Here is a 21,313-nt window from a genome sequence, read left to right on the forward strand (position 1 = left end):
ATCGGCCGCACGATGAAGAGCAAAAGTTAGCATGATCGTTACCATGTTCGGGAGTCACATAGGAGATCAGATCCTGGAAATCGGGAAAAGTGCCAATCAGTTCACAATATTTGTGTATAAGAGTCAGAGCCATCAGTGTTCGCTAAAGGTAGTGCTTAAGTTCTACTTCCCGTGTCTTGAACATCTGATAATCAACAACTGTGCGTCCCTTGGCTGCGGTGAACCACTGTACACCGACTTCATCTGAATATCTAAACTCCAATCTAAATTCATATTTACTACTGACAAACAAAGCAATACATGCACCGATCAAAAATGCAACCACAGGGAGAACTGACGTTATTACCTGACCATGTTCATCCGTCGGGACAATGATAAACAATACGCTTGAGGCAATGAAACCGATGATGAACATATTGAGCAGTTTATCTTTCCACGAGAGCGTCCTGACTTGCACATCAGATATTTTATCAAAGTCATAACTGTCTTTGTTGACCCGCAGTTTTTTTGCTGATGGATCGATAGAAATAGAACAAGACATAGGAAAACTCCATCTTGATTACACATCAAATGACATTTTTATAATTAAAGATCATTCACCCGGGAGCGGATCCTGCTCCCTCCGAATATCCTTGTGAGCTGATGCCATCACCCAGAGACGATGCGGCAAGAATGTGATTGCTGGCTTGGTTTATACCATGACGACCCGCTGAAACAGCGGGCCGTCAATCGAGAGCTGGGAATGGCAGCAGCAAGGAGGGTATCATATGGCGCTACAAATAACAGCAAATGAAAAAGAAAAAGCGAGGTCGATAAACACATCACTCTGGCAGCATCAAAGGCCATAAAAAACGCCCCCCATCTTGCGATGGAGGGCGTTTTATCGTTCCGGCTATTGGGCCACGCTGACCCAAGGTTCAGGAACTACAGGGGCTATTACAGGGACTCTGCGGTCGCAACCACGTTTTCCACGGTAAAGCCAAATTCCTTGAACAGCAGCTCGGCCGGTGCAGACTCACCGAAGGTGGTCATACCGATGATCTTGCCGCCGAAACCGACGTACTTGTACCAGTAATCAGCGATACCCGCTTCGATGGCCACACGCTTGGTGACAGAAGACGGCAGCACGGACTCTTTGTACTCGGCAGACTGGGCATCGAACACGTCGGTCGCCGGCAGGGAGACCACGCGCACGGCACGGCCCTTGGCAGTCAGCTGCTCATAGGCGGCAACGGCCAGCTCCACTTCGGAACCGGTGGCGATCAGGATGAGTTCCGGCTTGCCAGCGCAATCCTTCAGCACATAACCACCCTTGGCGGTGTCGGCCAGCTGCTGGGCGCTGCGGTCCATCTGGGCCAGGTTCTGACGAGAGAAGATCAGCGCAGTCGGGCCGTCGGTACGCTCGATGGCGTGCTTCCAGGCGATGGCGGATTCAACCTGGTCACACGGGCGCCAGGTGCTCATGTTCGGGGTCAGACGCAGGGACGCGATCTGCTCAACCGGCTGGTGAGTCGGGCCATCTTCACCCAGACCGATGGAGTCGTGGGTGTAAACGAAGATGGCACGCTGCTTCATCAGCGCGGCCATGCGCAGAGCGTTACGGGCGTACTCCATGAACATCAGGAAGGTGGCGCCGTAGGGGATGAAACCACCGTGCAGGGCGATACCGTTCATGATGGCGGACATGCCGAACTCGCGTACACCGTAGTGGATGTAGTTGCCGGAGGCATCGTCGTTGGTCAGGGACTTGGAGCCGGACCACATGGTCAGGTTGGACGGTGCGAGATCCGCAGAACCGCCCATGAACTCCGGCAGCAGCTTACCGAACGCTTCCAGAGAGTTCTGGGACGCTTTACGGGTCGCGATCTTGGCCGGGTTGGCTTGCAGAGTTTCGATGATCTTGGCGGATTCGGTAGCCCAGTTGGCCGGCAGATCACCTGCGGTACGGCGCTTGAATTCGGCAGCCAGGGTCGGGTGAGCGGCTTCATAGGCGGCGAACTTGGCAGCCCAGTCGGCTTCCAGCGCAGTGCCCTTCTCCTGACCGTTCCACTCGGCAGCGATGTCGGCCGGGATAACGAACGGTGCGTGGTCCCACTTCAGGAACGCGCGAGCTGCGGCGATCTCGTCGTTGCCCAGCGGTGAGCCGTGGCAGTCGTGAGAACCGGACTTGTTCGGGGAACCGTAGCCGATGATGGTGCGGCAGCAGATCAGGGTCGGCTTGCCGGTCTCGGCCTTGGCGGCTTCGATGGCGGCATTGATGGCTTCCGGGCTGTGACCGTCAACCGCCGGGATCACGTGCCAGCCGTAGGCTTCAAAACGCTTGGGGGTGTCGTCGGTGAACCAGCCTTCAACGTGACCGTCGATGGAGATACCGTTGTCATCCCAGAACGCAATCAGTTTGCCCAGTTGCAGGGTACCTGCCAGGGAGCACGCTTCGTGGGAGATGCCTTCCATCAGGCAGCCGTCGCCCATAAAGGCGTAGGTGTAGTGGTCAACGATGTCGTGACCCGGCTGGTTGAACTGCTCGGCCATGGCCTTCTCGGCGATCGCCATGCCCACGGCATTGGTGATGCCCTGACCCAACGGACCTGTGGTGGTTTCCACGCCCGGTGCATAGCCGTACTCGGGGTGACCCGGGGTGCGAGAGTGCAGTTGGCGGAAGTTTTTCAGGTCGTCAATGGAGAGGTCATAACCGGAGAGGTGCAGCAGGGAGTACAGCAGCATGGAGCCGTGGCCGTTGGAGAGAATGAAACGGTCGCGGTCGGCCCACTTGGGGTTGTTCGGGTTATGTCTGAGGTGGCTACGCCACAGCACTTCGGCGATATCTGCCATTCCCATGGGGGCGCCCGGGTGACCGGAGTTGGCTTTTTGAACGGCATCCATACTCAATGCGCGAATGGCATTGGCAAGCTCTTTACGAGAAGGCATCTGTATCTCCTGCGATTGCTTCATTTGATGGCCAAGATTAAGGCGCGTTATTGTCCCAGCAGGGGGCGTGCGGTGCAAATATTATCTGGGCGAATAAAGTGGCTTTGGGAGCTCAATCGCTTTTCTGACCGGGGCAAACGATTGAGTTGTAAACGGCTCGCCCCCCAAATGGGGTAAAGCACGTATCTTGTTCGGCCAGCGCGCGGCAAAACCAAAATAGTGCTGGCAATCGAAGGGAGCGCTAACTAAAATGGACGTCCAGATGTAGATACCTCTACAACCATCCTATCATCACCCGGTTATTGCTGTGGCGATAACCCCAGACAAGCTGAGAATCCCATCATGGCAAAGCTGTTTACTTCCGAGTCGGTCTCCGAAGGCCATCCCGACAAGATTGCGGACCAGATCTCCGATGCGGTACTGGATGCCATCCTCAAGCAAGATACCAAGGCCCGTGTAGCCTGCGAGACCCTGGTCAAGACCGGTATGGTCATGGTGGCCGGGGAAGTAACCACCTCTGCCTGGGTTGATATCGAAGAGATAGTGCGTGATACCGTACGTGAAATCGGCTACACCCACTCCGACATGGGCTTCGACGCTGACTCTTGCGCCGTGCTGAACGCCATCGGCAAACAGTCCCCCGATATCAACCAGGGCGTTGACCGCCGCGATCCGCTGGAGCAGGGCGCCGGTGACCAGGGCCTGATGTTCGGCTACGCCACTAACGAAACCGACGTGCTGATGCCCGCCCCCATCACCTACTCTCACCTGCTGGTGAAGCGTCAGGCTGAAGTACGCAAAAACGGCACCCTGCCGTGGCTGCGTCCGGATGCCAAGAGCCAGCTGACCTTCGCCTACGACGACGCAGGCAAGATCCTGGGTGTGGATGCCGTGGTGCTCTCTACCCAGCACAGCGAATCCATCAGCCACAAAGATCTGGTTGAAGCGGTACGCGAAGAGATCATCAAGCCGGTGCTGCCGGCAGAGTGGGTCACCAAGGACACCAAATACTTCATCAACCCGACCGGCCGTTTCGTTATCGGCGGCCCCATGGGTGATTGCGGTCTGACCGGTCGCAAGATCATCGTTGACACCTACGGCGGCATGGCCCGTCACGGTGGTGGCGCTTTCTCAGGCAAGGATCCGTCCAAGGTTGACCGCTCCGCTGCCTACGCCGCCCGCTACGTGGCCAAGAACATAGTCGCTGCCGGTCTGGCCGATCGTTGTGAAATCCAGATCTCCTACGCCATCGGCGTGGCCGAGCCGACCTCCATCAGTGTCGAAACCTTCGGTACTGCCAAGGTCGCCGAGGATCTGCTGGTCAAGCTGGTGCGCGAGCACTTCGAACTGCGTCCGTATGGCCTGATCGAGATGCTGGATCTGAAGCGCCCCATCTACCAGGCTACCGCCGCCTACGGTCACTTCGGTCGCGAAGAGTTCCCGTGGGAGCAGACCGACAAGGCCGAGCTGCTGCGCTCCGCTGCTGGCTTGTAACAGTCGCCAGTTGTGATAAAAGGGGAGCCTGGCTCCCCTTTTGCTTTTCCGCTACCTGACGAGATATTGATGTCTGCCACCCCTGCCCAGCTTGCATCCCTGCTGCAACAACGCGTAGAAGCCTGTTTCGTGCAGGCCGAGGCGCGCCTCGGTCGCACCTTTGCCCGCCCGCGGATCTACTGCAACATGCGGGGCCGTGCGGCAGGCTCTGCACGGCTGCAAACCTGGGAGCTGCGCTTCAACCCGGCCCTCTATCAGGCCAACCAGCAGGCATTTCTGGCCGAGGTGGTGCCCCACGAGGTGGCCCATCTGCTGGTCTATGCCCTGTGGGGGGAAGGGCGCGGCAAGGCACGGGTGCTGCCTCACGGCACCCAGTGGCAGTCGATGATGCGGCAAGTGTTCGGCCTTGAACCCAGAACCACCCACAGCTTCGATCTGGCGGTACTGGCGCAGCCGACCATGCCCTATCGTTGTCACTGCCAACAGCATCAGCTCTCGGTGCGCCGCCACAACAAGGTGATGCGCGGTGAAGCCCGCTATCACTGTCGCCGCTGCAAGCAGCCGCTGGAGCGAGAACAGCAGGAGTCTGTGCCTGCGGAGTAAGCCAGCCTGTGTCGCAACCCTGTGCTAGGGTGCCCCTCTCTTCATCCGACCACGTCATTACCAAGGATCTTCATGTTTCGTCCCCTGTTTTCGTTCGCCCTGGCCCTGCTGGTCAGTTTGCCCCTGCATGCCCAGACCTTTCGCGCCGCCAAGCTGGATCTGAATCGCCTCTATCAGGATCACCCCGTCACCTTCTACTGCGGCTGCAAGATTGAGTATCAGGGCAAGAAAATGAGCCCGGATCTGGCCAGCTGCGGCTATGAACCACGCAAGCAAGCAAAGCGCGCCAGCCGCATCGAGTGGGAACACGTGGTGCCGGCCTGGGAGTTCGGCCACCAGCTGCAGTGCTGGCAACAGGGTGGCCGCAAGAACTGTGGCAAGAGCGATGAGTTCAACCAGATGGAGGGGGACATGCACAACCTCTTCCCCGCCATCGGCGAAGTGAACGGTGATCGCGCCAACTACCGCTTCTCCGACTGGAACGGCACCCCGGATCAGTACGGCCAGTGCCAGATGCTGGTGGATTTCAAGGATCGTCGGGTGCAGCCACCCAAAGGGCCGGTTCGGGGCCAGATCGCCCGCGCCTACCTCTATATGAGCCAGCAGTATGGGCTGCGTCTCGCGGCGCAACAGCGTAAACTGTTCGACGCTTGGGACAGACAGTACCCGGCCGATGGCTGGGAGTGCGAACGCAATCGCCGCATAGGCAAGTTGCAGGGCAATACCAATCCCTTCATTGAAAAGCAGTGCCAATAACCCCATTTGACGAAGGAGGGGGAGCGCCCCCTCCCATCATGAGGCGCGTCAATAGCCGAGTGAGCCTTGAACAGGGCCTCACGCCAAGATATTGAAGCGTTTCCAAGCAAGAGACTGACAATCAGCCATGCGCATTCCACGTATCTATGAAGCGGCCACCCTGCAGGTTGGCCAGACCCTCGCCCTGTCAGAAGATGGCGCCAACCATATCGGCCGGGTACTGCGCATGCAGCCGGGACAGCAGCTGGAGCTGTTTAATGGCGACGGCAATCAATATGCCGCCACCATAGCCCTGGTCGGCAAGAAGTCGGTGGAGGTGACCATCGACCGCTGCGACGCCCAATCGGTGGAATCCCCTTTCGCCATCCATCTGGGCCAGGTGATCAGCCGGGGCGACAAGATGGACTTCACCATCCAGAAATCGGTCGAGCTGGGCGTCACCTGCATCACCCCGCTCTTCTCCGAGCGCTGCGGCGTCAAGCTGCCGGCGGACAGGCTGGAGAAGAAGCGTGAGCAGTGGCAGAAAGTGGTGATCAGCGCCTGCGAGCAGTGCGGTCGCAACCTGGTGCCCGAAGTTCGCATGCCGATGGAGCTGGAAGCCTGGCTGGCAGAAGAGACTCAAGAGCTCAAACTCAACCTGCACCCGCGCGCCGAGTACAGCATCAGCACACTGCCAGCGCCGACGCACGGGGTGCGCCTGCTGATTGGCCCGGAAGGGGGCTTGTCGAGCGACGAGATCGCCCGTACCGTGCAGGAAGGTTTCAAGGAGATGCTGCTGGGACCGCGGGTGCTACGCACCGAAACGGCCGCTCTGACCGCCATCACGGCGCTGCAGTGCCGCTTTGGCGATCTGGCTTAATACCATAGGGCAGTGTCGATAAGCTGCATGGCGGCATCGAATGATGGCAGCCTCAAACGGCCGATTACGCTGCGCTAATCGACCCTACAACCCAATCGAGCCATTAAGAAGGATATTCGGATGACCATTAAACTCGGCATAGTGATGGACCCGATTTCGGCCATCAACATCAAGAAAGATTCCAGCTTCGCCATGCTCGAAGAGGCGCAAAAGCGCGGCTATGAGCTCTTCTATCTGGAGATGAAGGATCTCTACATGGAAGCCGGTCGCGCCTTTGGTACCATGCGCCCGCTCACCGTCAAATATGACTATGCCGACTGGTACACGCTGGGCGAGGTGGTCGATCAGCCCCTCTCCAACCTCGATGTGATCCTGATGCGCAAGGATCCGCCGTTTGACACCGAATTTATCTACGCCACCTACATGCTGGAGCGGGCAGAGGATGAGGGCTGCCTCATCGTCAACAAGCCACAGAGCCTGCGCGATGCCAACGAGAAGCTCTACACTGCCTGGTTTGCCGAGCACACTCCGACCACGCTGGTGACCCGCCGAGCCGACAAGCTGCGCGCCTTCCACGCCCAGCATAAGGATGTGATCCTGAAACCGCTGGACGGCATGGGTGGCGCCTCCATCTTCCGCATGAAGGAAGATGACGCCAACGTCGGCGTTATCATCGAGACGCTGACAGAACATGGCAGCCAGTACTGCATGGCCCAGACCTATCTGCCCGCCATCAAGGATGGCGACAAGCGGGTGCTGGTGGTGGACGGCGAACCGGTTCCCTACTGCCTGGCCCGCATTCCGGCGCAGGGGGAGACCCGTGGCAACCTGGCAGCCGGTGGCCGTGGTGAGGCTCGTCCCTTGAGCGAAGCCGACTGGGCCATCGCCCGCGCGGTGGGCCCGACCCTGAAAGAGAAGGGCCTCATCTTCGTCGGGCTCGACATCATCGGCGATCGGTTGACCGAGATTAACGTCACCAGCCCGACCTGCATCCGCGAGATCGAGGCCGCCTTTGACGTCTCCATCACCGGCATGCTGATGGATGCCATCGAGCGTCGGCTGGCGAACGCCTGAATAACCCGAAGCTAAACGGCAATAACAACAGAGGCGGCCCCGAGGCCGCCTCTGTTGTTTCCCGCCAGCGTACGGGCACGCTACCTCAGCTGCAGAACGGTTCCACCGTCACCTTGCTCTGCTCCTGTGCCATGCCGTTGATCTGGGTGATACGATCACGAAAATGACAGCTCACCTCGCTGAGGGAGTGAGCCCGCCCAGCTCGTCCTTGCGCAGCACAGGTGCCAGCAGGGGCCCCAGGATCAGCGTCTGTCTGATCGAAACAGCCTCCATGACGTTCTCTCCATCCTGACAATGTCGATGGAAAGGAGCGCAAGCGATAAAAAGCAGTTTTGCCCGATACAGTGAGCTGCCATAATTGCCCCAAATACCTTTGCAATATTTGGCCCATATGCAAACACTGCAAAATCATTTCCTGCTCGCCATGCCAAGCCTCTCCGATCCCTATTTCGAGCGTTCGCTGGTCTACCTGTGCGAACACAACGAAGAGGGTGCAATGGGGCTGGTGGTCAACATCCCGGTGGACATGTCACTGGACGCCATGCTGACCCAGCTCAAGCTCGCCCCCCCGGCCAGCCCGGATCTCAAACAGCCCGTGCTACAAGGAGGACCGGTACACGCCGATCGCGGTTTCGTGCTGCATAGCTTCCGCCCGGGGTTCAACTCCACCCTGCAGGTGGGGGATGAGCTCATGGTCACCACTTCCAAGGACATACTGGAAACCCTGGGCACAGAGCAGGCCCCGGATCACTGGCTGGTGGCGCTCGGCTACGCCGGCTGGAGTGCAGGTCAACTGGAACAGGAGCTGGTGGACGGCGCCTGGCTGGTGATCCCGCCCAATCCGGATCTCGTCTTCAAGACCCCGATCCATCAGCGCTGGCAGCAAGCCGCTGCCAGCATAGGGGTTAATCCCATTCATCTATCCAGCGACATCGGTCACAGCTGATGCCGTTTGCCACGTATTTTACGAGGCGCTTTGAGGAAAACATTCAATGTCATCACGCAGTATCATGGGCTTTGACTACGGCACCAAGAGCATAGGGGTCGCCATCGGCCAGGAGCTCACCGGCACAGCCCAGCCCCTGCGCGCCATCAAGGCCAACGACGGAGTTCCCAACTGGGACGACGTCGAGAAGCTGCTCAAGGAGTGGCAACCGGATCTGCTGGTGGTCGGCCTGCCACTGAACATGGATGGCACTGAGCAGGAGATCACGGTACGGGCCCGCAAATTCGGCAACCGTCTGCACGGCCGTTTTGGCAAACAGGTGGAGTTCAAGGACGAGCGGCTCACCACCACGGATGCCCGCGCCCGCCTGTTTGAACGGGGTGGCTACAAGGCGCTCGACAAAGGCAGCGTGGATGGGGTCTCCGCCCAGCTCATTCTGGAAGCCTGGATGGAAGAGCAGTACGGCTAGCCACCCGCGACAAGGTTAGCAACACTCTCCTTGCCGCGACCAGCCGCTATGATAGCCGGTGACTACAATGACAAAATACGCCGGGGTGACCCGGCGTATTGACAAACGTTCATTATTTACCCCAGAGGAAGTCATCCCGTCAGGCAGACATGATCATCACAACGCCAGCTGGCTCAGGATGGCGTGAGCCGCCTTGACCCTGGCCTCGATGGGATAGTTGCGATTGGCCAGCATGACGATGCCTATCCCCCTGGCGGGTACGAACGCCACATAGGCCCCAAAGCCGCCGGTCGAGCCCGTCTTGTTATAGAGCCGCTGCTCGCCCATCGCTTTGGGCACCGCAAAGCGCGTGACCGGATTAGCCTTGAGGCTCACCGCCGGTGAGTTGCCCGCCAGCAATGTCTGCTCGGTCACCGGATAGGCGTAGCTCTCCCAGCCCAGCCCCTGAGTCATGTCCCCCACCGAATGGAAGCCAGTGTGGGTCAGCGCGATCGCGCTTGTTACCTCGGCATCTCCCTGATACCCCATGTTCGCCTCGACAAACTTCAGCAGATCCGCAGAACCGGTCTTGATCCCATAAGCCTCGGCCGCCAGCACGCCCGGATTGACCCTGATGGGCTTGTCTTCCTTCGAGTAACCGTAGGCATAATTCGCCATGGCCGACTCAGGCACCTGGATATAGGTGTGATGCAAGCCCAGCTTGGGCAGCAGGGTCTGGCTCATCAGTTGCTCAAATGGCTGGCCCAGGCTATTCGCGGCCAGGTGACCAAACAGGCCTATGCAGGGATTGGAGTACTGGCGATGGGTACCCGCCGGGTAGGCTGGCGTCCACTGGCGATAGTAGGCATGCATCTTGTCGGTGGAATCCACCTCGTCGGGAAACTGCAACGGCAGGCCGCCCGCACTGTAGGTGGCGAGTTCGGCCATGGTGATGCCGTCGAAGGCGGAGCCTTTCAGCCAGGGCGCATGCTGGCTCACTTTGTCCTCCAACTGAAAACCACCCTTGACCGCGGCATAGGCGCCAAGGGTCGCGGTCAGTGTCTTGCTGACCGAACCAATCTCGAACAGGGTCTGCTCGCTTACGCGAGTACCGCTCTCCCGATCCGCTACCCCGTAGTTAAAGTAATGCGCCTTGCCTTCTTTGAGCACGGCGACCGCCATGCCCGGAACCCTGTGCTCCTTGAGCAAAGGCCGGATGGCCCCATCCACCACGGCCGCCAGGGGCTCGGCTTCTTTTGCATGGGATAAGGGGGAGAGCAGCAGGGCACTCAGTACCAGCAGCGACCGGGTTGTAGCTTTTTCCATTTTATGAGTCTCATGATGAATGTAGGTAACGCCAACCCCATGGCTGGCACAGTCAATCCGTGCGCAAGCCTAGATGAGCTCCATGTGCCCACTGTGAGCCAGAGTGAAGTCTGTGTGAAGTTGCCCCAAAAATGACCCTGCTCAATGGCTTGCCCATTCGATACTCCTCCACCGCTGACGTATAAGCTGTAGGGGCGAAAGGAGACAAGAGCACATAGCACGACTGCTGCCAGCCGACCTGCTGGGGTTGCAGATCTTTGGCCCCCACCAGCAGCAATTTCGCTTTCACTCCGGCCCCGTCTTTACCCAGGTAGTGCTGGCGGACGAGATCAATCGCGCCAGCCCCCCTCTCCCCGAGACAACGGCAGCGGGTCTGGCAGCAACTGCAGCGACGGTTGCGCCAGACCTGCCGCGAGAGGGGATGGACAGCGATAGCGCCGACCGCCAATCAAGATCCCGCGCAAGCAAAAGGGGAGCCTGTGGCTCCCCTTGTTCATCAGACAACAGCTAGCACCAAGCTCAGGCCTGCTTGCTGCTCTGGGGGGGATTGTCCCAGATCCCCTCTTCCAGCTGGCTGCGGATCTCGGGATACTTGTTAGCATCGAAGGTGGGCAATTTGCCCAGCTTGAGCTGGTCGTTGTAGTCCTTGGCCAGCTTGATGGCCACGCCGGAGAGCAGCACTATGGCCACCAGATTGACGATAGCCATCAACCCCATGGAGACATCCGCCATGGCCCACACGATCGGCAACTCACCCATTGCACCAAACATTACCATGCCCAGCACGAACATCCGGAACAGCATCAGACCGCCCTTGTGGTTGTGCTCCAGAAACACCAGGTTAGTTTCGGCGTAGGAGTAGTTCGCCACTATGGAGGTAAAGCCGAAGAAGAAGATGGCCGTCGCGATGAAGATGCTACCACCGCCACCTATCTGGGAGGAGAGCGCCCGCTGGGTCAGCTCGACTCCTGTGATGCCGGAGCCAGGTTCAAACTGGCCGGACATCAGTATGATGGCCGCGGTACAGGTACAGATGACGATGGTGTCGAGGAACACCCCCAGCATCTGCACATAGCCTTGCGAGGCCGGGTGCGGCGGATAGGGGGTCGCGGTCGCGGCGGCGTTGGGGGCTGAGCCCATACCGGCTTCGTTTGAGAATAGACCGCGCTTGATGCCGTTGATCATCGCCTGGGAGATGGCATAACCCATGGCGCCGGAACCCGCCTGCTCGATGCCGAAGGCAGACTTGATGATCAATGTAAACACCCCTGGCAGTTCGGTGATGTTCATCGCCACCACGAACAGCGCCATCAGGATGTAGGCCAGCGCCATGAAGGGCACCACCAGTTCGGCGAAACGGGCGATACCACGAATGCCGCCGAAGATGATAAGGCCGGAGAGCACCACCAGCGCCAAGCCGGTAGCCCAGTCAGGAATGCCAAACGCCACATTCATCGCCAGGCTGATGGAGTTGGCCTGCACCGCATTGAACACCAGGCCGAATGCCAGCAGCAGGCAGAGGGCGAATACCACCCCCATCCAGCGCATGCCGAGGCCCCGCTCCATGTAGTAGGCGGGGCCACCACGGTAGTTGCCGTCCTCGTCTTTCACCTTGTAGAGCTGGGCCAGGGTGCTCTCCACGAAGGACGTCGCCATGCCGATGAAGGCAATCAGCCACATCCAGAAGATGGCACCCGGGCCACCGAGGTAAATGGCCACGGCCACACCGGCCAGATTGCCGGTACCGACGCGGGCGGCAAGGCTGGTACAGAGGGCTTGAAAGGAGGAGATACCGGCTTTGTCCGATTTGCGACTATTGCGCAACACGGAGAACATGTGGCCGAAATGGCGGACCTGGATAAAACCCAGGCGAAAGGTAAAGAAGATGCCGACCCCGATGAGCAGGTAGATGAGCACGGCTCCCCACATCAGGTCGTTTAGCATTGCGATCAAAGTGTCCATATTTCTCTCGTTGTTATCACGTCCATGGCCAGTCTGCGCTGGCCCCTTGCTGTCGGTGTCTGAATTAGCGGTTCACTAAAGGGGCGGAATCTAGCATAGCGAGGGAGTTCAGAATAGTGATCGCGATCACTGAGAAAACAAAAACGAGCTGTCCGCCACAATAACGCTTCATTTAACACGCAAATTTTCAACAAAACTTGGAATCCAATCAATCAGCTGACAAATTAGCCCCAAAAGAGCACACCCTGACAGTTATCTACATAGAGGTAGATGTGTTCACAGGGAAGCAAACCACGATCGCAAGCGTTTACCTGAAATGGATTTCAAAATGGCCCCGTTTTGCCAAACGTTTTACACGTAATAAAATTTCAAGTAGCTAACCACACAATTTATGTGACCGAGAACACAAAACCGATAATCAACCAAAAAAGTTGTTTTTATCGGGAGATAAATCCATTTGCAGAAAATGGATAAAAGTCGTTTTTTATCAATCACTTTTACCCCCTTCTTCTCCGCATTGCCGGCGACTGGATGATAAGCATACAAGCCCCCCTATTGCAGGATGCGCCACATCCGTATTAATTAGGCAGGCAATGGCGATGGGCCTCACCCATCGTGCTTTTCTGAGCCTGAGCCGCCGGGATTTTGTAATTTTATTTCAGAACTGTCGTCTCACGCCCGCAACCCAGGGATCCCTCCCTCATTAAGAGATGATATTTGCTATGGCCGATAAATTAACCCAACTGAAAGCCCTGACCACAGTTGTCGCCGATACCGGTGATATCGAAGCCATCAAGCGCTACCAGCCCATCGATGCCACCACCAACCCCTCCCTGGTGTTGAAGGCATCCGAGATCCCCGAATACGCGGCACTGATCGAAGACGCCATCAACTGGGCCAAATCCCAGAGCCAGGACAAGGCACAGCAAATCATCGACGCGGGCGACAAGCTGGCAGTCAACATCGGTCTGGAAGTGCTGAAGATAGTTCCGGGCCGCATCTCCACCGAAGTGGACGCCCGCCTCTCCTTTGATACCGACGCCAGCATCGCCAAGGCCCGCAAACTGATCCGCCTCTACAACGAAGCTGGCATCAGCAACGATCGCATCCTGATCAAGCTGGCCTCTACCTGGGAAGGGATCCGTGCCGCCGAGGTGCTGGAGAAAGAGGGTATCCAGTGCAACCTGACCCTGCTGTTCTCCTTCGCTCAGGCCCGTGCCTGTGCCGAAGCCGGCGCCTTCCTGATCTCCCCGTTCGTGGGTCGCATCCTCGACTGGTACAAGGCCAAGCACAACCGTGACTACACCCCGAGCGAAGATCCGGGCGTGGTCTCCGTCACCGCCATTTACGACTACTACAAGCAGCACGACTACCAGACTGTGGTCATGGGTGCCAGCTTCCGCAACACCGGCGAGATCCTGGAACTGGCTGGCTGTGACCGCCTGACCATAGGCCCGGCCCTGCTGGAAGAGCTGAGCAAGACCGAAGGCGCCGTGGTGCGCAAGCTGAACTACACAGGCGAGCGTCTGCCGAAGCCAACTCCGATGACCGAAGCCGAATTCCGCTGGGAACTGAACCAGGACGCCATGGCCGTCGAGAAGCTGGGCGAAGGGATCCGCATGTTCGCCGTCGACCAGGGCAAGCTGGAAACCATGCTGGCCAGCCGCCTCTAATCCGGGCAGCAAGAGCAGACAAAAACCGGGCTCCCGCAAGGGAGTCCGGTTTTTTTATGGGCGCTGGATCCCCTGTCATGAGTTCGTCACGAAAACGTTTTAATTTTAATAGCGTTATGTTATACGGGTGATGAGAACGAGAATAACCAAGGAGGGAGCCATGGATATGTTCAACTTCGATTATGACGATGTGGTTGAGCTCGGTTCACGTAGCCGCGGAACAACGGGAAAGAAACGTAAATGGCGTGAGATTGAGGCGTTGAAAGACAAGCATCGCCTGCAGAAGGAGCTGCAATCCATCGACATCGCCTACGAAGGTCTCTCGGAAGAGATCGAACTGTAAAAACAGCGCCCCGGTTACCCGGGGCGCTGTTTTTAGTAGCTTGTGACGGTCAGAAGGAGAGTGGCAACGACAGGCGTTTGGCCAGCGCCTGGAAGTGCTGACTGATCTCGGCGCCAAACAGGGGATCCCCTATGGCCCGGTTATGCCAGATCTGCTCCAGGTGACGCCAATCATCCTCGGTCAGCGAATCACGCAGATGGGGGAAGATGACTCCCTCTTCATAGTTGATGTGCGCCTCTTGCAGCGCCACAAACTGCTCCAGCCTTGCGGTGAACTGATCCAGCGGGATGACGGCATCCATCAGTATCATCTCCACCATCTCCTTGAGCTCGGCACCGGCATCCAGCAATCTGGCGTGCTCTTCCTGCAACCGGTTGGCAACCTCGCCTTCCACCACCCGGTATTTCAGGTAGTAGTCGTAGATCATCTCCTCTTTCGGATGGTGGTACTTGTCCGAGACCTCCCGCAAATAATCCACCACGTCCCGAAGCAGGAAGTAGCTGACCGGCTGTTCATTGCGAATGACGGCGAGCTTGTGTTTGAGCAGCGCCAGCAACCTGGAGATGTTGAGATGATCCTTGTGCAGACTGGCTAGCATGGGCACTCCTTGCGCTGAAATGAGACGATCCTGCCTCCAGTATACGGTCATTTATCACGCTAACTTTGCACTCAATCAAGTCATCTGCAGACAAAGTGCCAAGTGACGCACAATGCTAGCCCCCGGCTCCTGCCATCCTGGCTCGATACCCGGCGACAGTCATGGCCACTCGGTGTCCTCTATTCGCAGACCGAATGCCAGTTGATGGGGCTCATCCCCTGCTCGGTCAGCAGACGGTTGGTTTCGGAGAAATGGCCGCAACCGATGAAGCCGCGATGGGCGGAGAGCGGGCTGGGATGAGGGGCACTCAGCACGTGATGGCACTGCCGGTCGATGAAACGGCCTTTCTTCTGGGCATGCGCTCCCCACAGCAGGAAGACAACCCCCTGACAGCTGGCATTGATCTGCTCTATGACCCTGTCGGTGAAGGTTTCCCAGCCCAGATGGGCGTGAGAGTGGGCCATGCCCGCCTGCACCGTCAGCACCGTATTGAGCAACAGCACGCCCTGCCGGGCCCAGGACTCCAGAAAACCGTGATTGGGTGTGACAAAACCTGGCAGATCCCGCTGCATCTCCTTGTAGATGTTGACCAGCGAGGGAGGCGTGCGCACGCCGGGCAGCACGGAGAAACAGAGGCCATGGGCCTGGTTCGGGCCGTGATAAGGATCCTGACCCAGGATCACTACCTTGACCCGATCCAGCTCGGTCAGCTTGAAGGCGTTGAACACCTCGGTCGCAGGCGGGTAGATCAGCTTGCCCGCTTCCCGCTCACTCCTGACGGTCGCCAGGGTCGCCTTGAAATAGTCCTGCTCTTTTTCAGAGCCAATCACATCTGTCCAGCTCGGCACCCCAGCCCCCTCCATCAATGCGGCAGGATCAGACCCCTGCAGTCCTTTCCCTTTCTCCTCTTTCTCCGAATCCAGTACATCTGTCCAAGTCTGCACCCCAGTATCCTCAATTAATGCGGCAAGGGGTTCAGGATAGGGGGGCAGACCGCAAGACGCAACCGCATCGCCATCAGCTGAGCCCCATACAGCGGGTCGTGACGGACATGATGCCTCCTCATCGAGAGCGGCAGAAAATGCGGGACGCCGAACCGGCTCTCTTCGCCACGCGTGCCTAGGCGGGGACAGCGCCTTCCTCTGAGCACCCTCGCTGCCTTTATGGAGGAGACGAGCACCGGGGTTGCCGGACGACGGACATCTGGCACAGAGCCACGACACTCTGCCGGTGAAGCGGGCTGGGCCAGCACTGTCACAGGCTGAAATAGCCATAAGATGTAGTTAAATTACTAGATTTAATTAATAAAAGATGCATAATTTGGATATCTTATATAATCATAAAAATGACCTATTTTTGATTAATCTCAATAATTTAAACCCAACACACAGGTACAAGTTGCGCATTTTTTGATTTGGATCAATTTTCGTATTATTACCATCGTGATATATATGACCCAACAAAGTAAAGGTGTAAGGCAAGGGCCCTTTAAATCATCCCGGTGGTTTAAATACATCAGGGTAATCTCCTTACAGTTGAATCCGCTTTCCTATGAGGAGTCATACCATGATCAAGGGCATCCAAATCACCCAGTCCACCAACACCGCGCTGCTGAACTCTTTCTGGCTGCTGGACGAAGAGAAGCAACAGGCTCGTTGCATCTGCGCCAAAGGCGACACCTTCGCCGCCGATCAGGAAGTCAGTGTCTCTGACCTGGGTCAGTTCGAATACCGTGAACTGCCAGTTCAAGCCGAACCTGACGTGGAAGGTGGTCAGCACCTGAACGTCAACGTGCTGCGCCGCGAAACCCTGGAAGACGCCATCGCCAATCCGGAGAAGTACCCGCAACTGACCATACGAGTTTCTGGCTATGCCGTGCGCTTCAACGCACTGACCCCGGAGCAGCAGCGTGACGTGGTCACCCGTACCTTTACCCAGAGCCTGTAATTCGCTCCCGGTATCGACTAATGAAAAAACCTCCCGATGGGAGGTTTTTTCATACCTGCTCTCTGGCCAATCAGGCTGAGGTATCGAGCGGCTCAAAGCCCTTGATCAGATCGTCAATGGCTTTCATCTGCTTGAGGAAACCTTCCAGCTTCTCCAGTGGCAGGGCACTCGGGCCATCACAACGGGCCACTTTCGGATCCGGGTGTGACTCGATGAACAGACCGGCCAGGCCGACCGCCATGCCAGCACGGGCCAACTCGGTCACCTGATCCCGACGACCCCCCGAGGCAGCCCCCAGCGGATCGCGGCACTGTAACGAGTGGGTCACATCGAAGATCACCGGATAGCCGCCTGTGCTCTTCTTCATCACCCCCAGGCCCAGCATGTCCACCACCAGGTTGTCATAACCGAAGTTGGCGCCGCGCTCACAGAGAATAAGCTGGTCGTTGCCGCACTCCTCAAACTTGTCGGTGATGTTCTTCATCTGACTTGGGCTCAGGAACTGCGGTTTCTTGATGTTGATGACGTTGCCGGTACGGGCCATGGCCTCCACCAGATCGGTCTGGCGCGCCAGGAAGGCGGGCAGCTGGATGACGTCAACCACTTCGGCCACCGGCTTGGCCTGATGAACCTCATGCAGATCCGAGATGACCGGCATACCGAAGGTTGCCTTGAGCTCCTGGAAGATCTTCATCCCCTCTTCCAGACCCGGGCCGCGGTAGGAGTGGATGGAGGAGCGATTGGCCTTGTCCCAGCTCGCCTTGAACACGAACGGGATGCCCAACTTGCTGGTCACTTCCACGTACTTCTCGCACACCGCCATCGCCATGTCGCGGGATTCCAGCACGTTCATGCCACCGAACAGCACGAACGGTTTGTCGTTGGCTACATCGATGTCATTGATCTTGATATTCTTCTGTTCCATCTCAGGCATCCTTAAGTGAAAGGGCTTGAATCCAAATTAGTCCGTTGCACCTTGGGTACACCGACCTTGATACTCTTCTGTTGCAGCTCCCGGGCATCCTTGAGTGAAGGGGCCCGGGGCTTGAATCCCTGTTAGTCCGTTGCGCCTTGGGCACACCGGCACTGATATTGTTCTGTGGCAGCTCCCGGGCATCCTTAATGGAGCGGCTTGGGGCTAAGATCCAGCGCGGCCAGTTGTACCTTGAGCACATCGGCCACCGGATCGTCCGGACATTGTTCAATAAAGTATTCAAAATCGTCGGCGGCGAAGCGTGGACAGTCGAGCTGCTCGTAGATGAAGCCCCGATCCCGCGTTTCCAGCGGATCGCCAGGCTTCATGCGCAGCAGCAGTTCGCTGCAGCGCAGCGCTTCTGTCATGCGATCTTCCCGCAGCAGGGCACCCTTGCTGACGTTGAGCAGCCGCTCGATGATCTCCCACTGGCCCGAGGGCTGCAGGTGTTCGGCGGTCAGGGTAGCCAGATTGCCGAGGGCGCCGCGCAGCAGCAATTCGATACGGTGCAGGCTCAGCTCGTCGCCGGTGAAGGGGTCTACATAGACCTCGCCTTCGCTTCCAGCGAAGCTCACCAGGAAGTGACCGGGGAAGCAGATCCCCTCCACATCCAGCCCGAGCTTGCGGCCCAGCTGTATGATGAGGATGCCGAGGCTGACCGGAATGCCCTGCTTGCGGGCGAGCACCTGAGCCAGATCGCAATTGGCAGCGGAGAAGTAATCCTGCCAGTCACCGTGAAAACCCATGCTCTGGTAGAAGCCCTGCAGCAGCTGACGGCGCACCTCGTCGCAATTGCCCTCGTCGATCGTCTCGTCCAGCCAGGCATCGAGGCGGGCCAGCTCGGCCTCGCCACGACCGCTGATACTATGGATCTCGTCGCTCACCGACAGCGCCAGCTCGGCAATATCGTGGGCTTCGAAATCGGTCCATTCGTCTACGCGTATCATCGTCATCACCCTTAACCGAACAGACTGGCCTGCTTGTATACGGCCAGTTTGGCGATAAAGAAGAGCCAACCGATGGCGCCGAGGAAGGCAAACCAGCGGATACCGTTATTGCGGGCCAGTCGCAGCGCCATCATGGCCAAAAATGCCACCACCAGGATGGCCGTCAGCTTCTCGCTGAGCCAGGGGGTGCCGTTGTTGAGCGGATTGAGATCCAGCACCATGCACAGCAGCACGCCGGAGAGCACCACCAGCCCATTCAACCAGCCGCTCAGTTGCAGGACCCGGCTGCTATAGGCACCACCCGTCCCCTTCTGAACCCAGTAAAAACGCAGCATAAACATCAGCACGGCCGAGGCGATCAGCACCAGGTGCAGATGTTTGAGAACAACATACATAACATATCCTTGAACAGGGGCAGGCCGCGGGCCCGCCCGTCATCATCACCGAGCCAGGCGCCCCAGGGTCACCCGCTCGTTATCACCGTAATCGCGCACGGTTTCCACCTGGCTGTAGCCGCACTGCAGCAGGAGTTGACGCACCGCCTCACCCTGTTGCCAGCCATGCTCCAGCAAGAGCCAGCCGCCCGGGCAAAGATGGGCCGGCGCACCGGCCACTATCAGGCGGATATCTGCCAGCCCCTGCTCGTCCGCCACCAGAGCAGAGCGGGGTTCGAAACGCACATCCCCCTCAGCCAGGTGGGGATCGGCACCGTCGATGTAGGGCGGGTTGGAGACTATCATCTCGAAGCGCGGCGCGCCCGAGAGTGGCTCAAACCAGCTGCCGCCCCGCACCTCGATGGGTAACCCCAGCGCGGCGCTGTTGGCGCGTGCCAGTGCGGCCGCCTCCGGCATGCGATCCACCGCCCATACATCAGCATCCGGCCGCTCTGACTTGAGCGCCAATGCAATGGCACCTGTGCCTGTACCCAGATCCAGCAAGGCGCAAGGCGCCTGATGCGGCGAAGCAGGCCTTGGGGGCAACCGCGCCAGCGCCTGCTCCACCAGCACCTCGGTGTCGGGGCGCGGGATCAGGGTGGCCGGGCTCACCTTGAGCGGCAGTGACCAGAACTCCCGCTCACCCACCAGGTGAGCGATGGGCTCGCCATTGAGACGACGGCTCAGCCAACCCTGCAGGGTCGCCTGCTGGGCGGCATCGAGGGTGCGCTCCGGCCAGGTCATCAGATAGCTGCGTCGGCAACCAAGCAGATGGCAGAGCAGCACATCGGCGTCGGCGCGGGGAGAGTCGCCCCCGGCCAGAGTTGCCATTATGTGGGCGCGGGCCTGCTGGATCTGCATCAGCGGCGCACCAGCGCCGTGACGGCGATATCTGCACACACGGGCTGCATCAGCTGTTCTCGGCCAGGGAGGCGAGCTGATCGGCCTGATACTCCTGGATCATGGGGCTGATGATGCAGTCCAGATCCCCCTCCATGATCTCGCCGAGGCGATAGAGGGTGAGATTGATGCGGTGTTCAGAGAGGCGACCCTGCGGGTAGTTGTAGGTGCGGATACGCTCGGAGCGATCACCGGAACCCACCAGGTTGCGACGGGTGCTCTGCTCGGCGGCGCGGTGGCGCTCATCCTCGGCCGCCTGCAGGCGGGCGGAGAGCACAGACATCGCCTTGGCGCGGTTCTTGTGCTGGGAGCGCTCGTCCTGGCACTCCACCACCAGACCCGTCGGCAGGTGGGTGATGCGGATGGCGGAATCCGTCTTGTTGACGTGCTGGCCACCCGCCCCGGAGGCGCGGAAGGTATCTATCTTCAGGTCGTTCGCATTGATCTCGATCTGCTCGGCTTCCGGCACTTCCGGCAGCACGGCGACGGTACAGGCGGAGGTGTGTACCCTGCCCTGGGATTCGGTCTCGGGCACCCGCTGCACCCTGTGGCCGCCGGATTCAAACTTGAGACGGCCATAGACGTGCTCGCCGTCTACCTTGGCGATCACCTCCTTGTAGCCACCGTGCTCGCCGTCGTTGCAGCTGACGATGGAGATGCGCCAGCCCTGACGCTCGGCGTAGCGCGAATACATGCGAAACAGGTCACCGGCAAAGATGGCCGCCTCGTCACCGCCTGCACCGGCCCGGATCTCGAGGTAACAGTTGTTGTCATCCTTGGGATCCCGGGGCAGCAGCATCACCTGCAGCGCCTGCTCCTGCTCCTCCAGCGTGCTCTTGGCCAGCGGCAACTCCTCCTGCGCCATCTCGCGCAGGTCGGCATCATCCTCTTCCAGCATCAGCTTGGTGGCCTCCAGGTTCTCTTCGGCCTGGCGAAAGTGCTGGAAGGCGTGAACGATATCTTCCAGCTGGGCATATTCACGGGTCAGGGCGCGGTAGCGATCCTGATCCGAGGCCACCCCTGGCTCGCCGAGCATGGCCTGTACTTCTTCGTGGCGCTCGATGAGGCCTTCCAGCTTTCTGATCAGTGACGGATTCATAAA

The 21,313-nt window shown here is 58.6% G+C and carries 21 protein-coding genes and 1 pseudogene; 11 read left to right on the forward strand and 11 right to left on the reverse strand.

Features of this window, described 5'->3' with window-relative positions; genetic code table 11:
- Window positions 1–142: 142 nt before the first annotated feature.
- Window positions 143–541: a hypothetical protein gene (locus GWQ22_RS08900; protein WP_084204666.1), complete on the reverse strand. Its 399-nt coding sequence runs from the start codon at window positions 539–541 to the stop codon at window positions 143–145.
- 395 nt (window positions 542–936) lie between these two features.
- The gene (gene tkt, locus GWQ22_RS08905) at window positions 937–2,928 is read right to left on the reverse strand and encodes a transketolase (RefSeq protein ID WP_108536476.1); all 1,992 of its coding nucleotides are present in this window, start codon (window positions 2,926–2,928) and stop codon (window positions 937–939) included.
- 342 nt (window positions 2,929–3,270) lie between these two features.
- Here tkt and metK point away from each other — a divergent pair, with 342 nt between their 5' ends.
- The 7 genes from metK to ruvX all read left to right on the forward strand — a co-directional run bounded on the left by metK (window position 3,271) and on the right by ruvX (window position 9,129).
- Window positions 3,271–4,422 (forward strand): methionine adenosyltransferase, encoded by a 1,152-nt coding sequence (metK, locus tag GWQ22_RS08910; protein WP_042037498.1) that lies wholly within the window; start codon window positions 3,271–3,273, stop codon window positions 4,420–4,422.
- A 69-nt stretch (window positions 4,423–4,491) separates the two neighbouring features.
- A complete protein-coding gene (locus GWQ22_RS08915) occupies window positions 4,492–5,025 on the forward strand; it encodes a SprT family zinc-dependent metalloprotease (protein WP_275930079.1) in 534 nt (177 codons plus the stop codon).
- A gap of 72 nt (window positions 5,026–5,097) precedes the next feature.
- Window positions 5,098–5,781, forward strand: a complete 684-nt coding sequence (locus tag GWQ22_RS08920; RefSeq protein ID WP_275930080.1) for an endonuclease — start codon at window positions 5,098–5,100, stop codon at window positions 5,779–5,781.
- 127 nt (window positions 5,782–5,908) lie between these two features.
- Window positions 5,909–6,640, forward strand: a complete 732-nt coding sequence (rsmE, locus tag GWQ22_RS08925) for a 16S rRNA (uracil(1498)-N(3))-methyltransferase (protein WP_275930081.1) — start codon at window positions 5,909–5,911, stop codon at window positions 6,638–6,640.
- A 120-nt stretch (window positions 6,641–6,760) separates the two neighbouring features.
- Window positions 6,761–7,714: a glutathione synthase gene (gene gshB / locus GWQ22_RS08930; RefSeq protein WP_275930082.1), complete on the forward strand. Its 954-nt coding sequence runs from the start codon at window positions 6,761–6,763 to the stop codon at window positions 7,712–7,714.
- A gap of 391 nt (window positions 7,715–8,105) precedes the next feature.
- Entirely contained in the window at window positions 8,106–8,660 is a 555-nt protein-coding gene (locus GWQ22_RS08935; RefSeq protein WP_042037546.1) for a YqgE/AlgH family protein, read from the forward strand.
- Between the two features lie 46 nt (window positions 8,661–8,706).
- Window positions 8,707–9,129, forward strand: coding sequence for a Holliday junction resolvase RuvX (gene ruvX / locus GWQ22_RS08940; protein WP_042037503.1), 423 nt, complete (start codon window positions 8,707–8,709; stop codon window positions 9,127–9,129).
- Window positions 9,130–9,285: 156 nt separating this feature from the next.
- Here the strand turns inward: ruvX and ampC are convergent, their stop codons facing one another.
- Window positions 9,286–10,434: an FOX/MOX family class C beta-lactamase gene (gene ampC / locus GWQ22_RS08945; protein WP_275930083.1), complete on the reverse strand. Its 1,149-nt coding sequence runs from the start codon at window positions 10,432–10,434 to the stop codon at window positions 9,286–9,288.
- 199 nt (window positions 10,435–10,633) lie between these two features.
- Here ampC and GWQ22_RS21870 point away from each other — a divergent pair.
- A pseudogene (locus GWQ22_RS21870) lies at window positions 10,634–10,786 on the forward strand (AAA family ATPase); the annotation flags it as partial.
- Between the two features lie 167 nt (window positions 10,787–10,953).
- Here GWQ22_RS21870 and GWQ22_RS08955 read toward each other — a convergent pair.
- Window positions 10,954–12,396 (reverse strand): sodium:alanine symporter family protein, encoded by a 1,443-nt coding sequence (locus GWQ22_RS08955; RefSeq protein ID WP_275930084.1) that lies wholly within the window; start codon window positions 12,394–12,396, stop codon window positions 10,954–10,956.
- Window positions 12,397–13,118: 722 nt separating this feature from the next.
- Here GWQ22_RS08955 and tal point away from each other — a divergent pair.
- Both tal and GWQ22_RS08965 read left to right on the forward strand, forming a co-directional pair.
- On the forward strand, window positions 13,119–14,069 hold the full coding sequence (gene tal / locus GWQ22_RS08960; protein WP_212512939.1) for a transaldolase: 951 nt from the start codon (window positions 13,119–13,121) through the stop codon (window positions 14,067–14,069).
- A gap of 160 nt (window positions 14,070–14,229) precedes the next feature.
- Entirely contained in the window at window positions 14,230–14,412 is a 183-nt protein-coding gene (locus tag GWQ22_RS08965; RefSeq protein ID WP_042037507.1) for a DUF3545 family protein, read from the forward strand.
- Window positions 14,413–14,461: 49 nt separating this feature from the next.
- Here GWQ22_RS08965 and GWQ22_RS08970 read toward each other — a convergent pair whose 3' ends face one another.
- Both GWQ22_RS08970 and ung read right to left on the reverse strand, forming a co-directional pair.
- Window positions 14,462–15,010: a hemerythrin domain-containing protein gene (locus tag GWQ22_RS08970; RefSeq protein ID WP_275930085.1), complete on the reverse strand. Its 549-nt coding sequence runs from the start codon at window positions 15,008–15,010 to the stop codon at window positions 14,462–14,464.
- Window positions 15,011–15,189: 179 nt separating this feature from the next.
- Window positions 15,190–15,858, reverse strand: a complete 669-nt coding sequence (gene ung, locus GWQ22_RS08975; RefSeq protein ID WP_212513087.1) for a uracil-DNA glycosylase — start codon at window positions 15,856–15,858, stop codon at window positions 15,190–15,192.
- Window positions 15,859–16,576: 718 nt separating this feature from the next.
- Here ung and grcA point away from each other — a divergent pair.
- On the forward strand, window positions 16,577–16,957 hold the full coding sequence (gene grcA / locus GWQ22_RS08980) for an autonomous glycyl radical cofactor GrcA (protein WP_275930086.1): 381 nt from the start codon (window positions 16,577–16,579) through the stop codon (window positions 16,955–16,957).
- Between the two features lie 70 nt (window positions 16,958–17,027).
- On the opposite strand, the gene kdsA is transcribed toward grcA, so the two are convergent.
- From kdsA to prfA, 5 genes are all read right to left on the reverse strand, one after another.
- Window positions 17,028–17,882, reverse strand: coding sequence for a 3-deoxy-8-phosphooctulonate synthase (kdsA, locus tag GWQ22_RS08985; RefSeq protein ID WP_042037513.1), 855 nt, complete (start codon window positions 17,880–17,882; stop codon window positions 17,028–17,030).
- A 194-nt stretch (window positions 17,883–18,076) separates the two neighbouring features.
- Window positions 18,077–18,877, reverse strand: coding sequence for a tetratricopeptide repeat protein (locus GWQ22_RS08990; RefSeq protein ID WP_275930087.1), 801 nt, complete (start codon window positions 18,875–18,877; stop codon window positions 18,077–18,079).
- An 11-nt stretch (window positions 18,878–18,888) separates the two neighbouring features.
- Window positions 18,889–19,272 carry a SirB2 family protein gene (locus GWQ22_RS08995; protein ID WP_042037515.1) on the reverse strand — a complete coding sequence of 128 codons (384 nt, stop codon included), beginning with the start codon at window positions 19,270–19,272 and terminating at the stop codon, window positions 18,889–18,891.
- Window positions 19,273–19,317: 45 nt separating this feature from the next.
- A complete protein-coding gene (gene prmC / locus GWQ22_RS09000; RefSeq protein WP_275930115.1) occupies window positions 19,318–20,172 on the reverse strand; it encodes a peptide chain release factor N(5)-glutamine methyltransferase in 855 nt (284 codons plus the stop codon).
- A gap of 49 nt (window positions 20,173–20,221) precedes the next feature.
- Window positions 20,222–21,310: a peptide chain release factor 1 gene (gene prfA, locus GWQ22_RS09005; RefSeq protein WP_042037517.1), complete on the reverse strand. Its 1,089-nt coding sequence runs from the start codon at window positions 21,308–21,310 to the stop codon at window positions 20,222–20,224.
- Window positions 21,311–21,313: the final 3 nt, after the last annotated feature.

This window comes from Aeromonas sp. 1HA1 (assembly GCF_029237385.1).
GTDB classification, from domain to species: Bacteria; Pseudomonadota; Gammaproteobacteria; order Enterobacterales; family Aeromonadaceae; genus Aeromonas; species Aeromonas popoffii.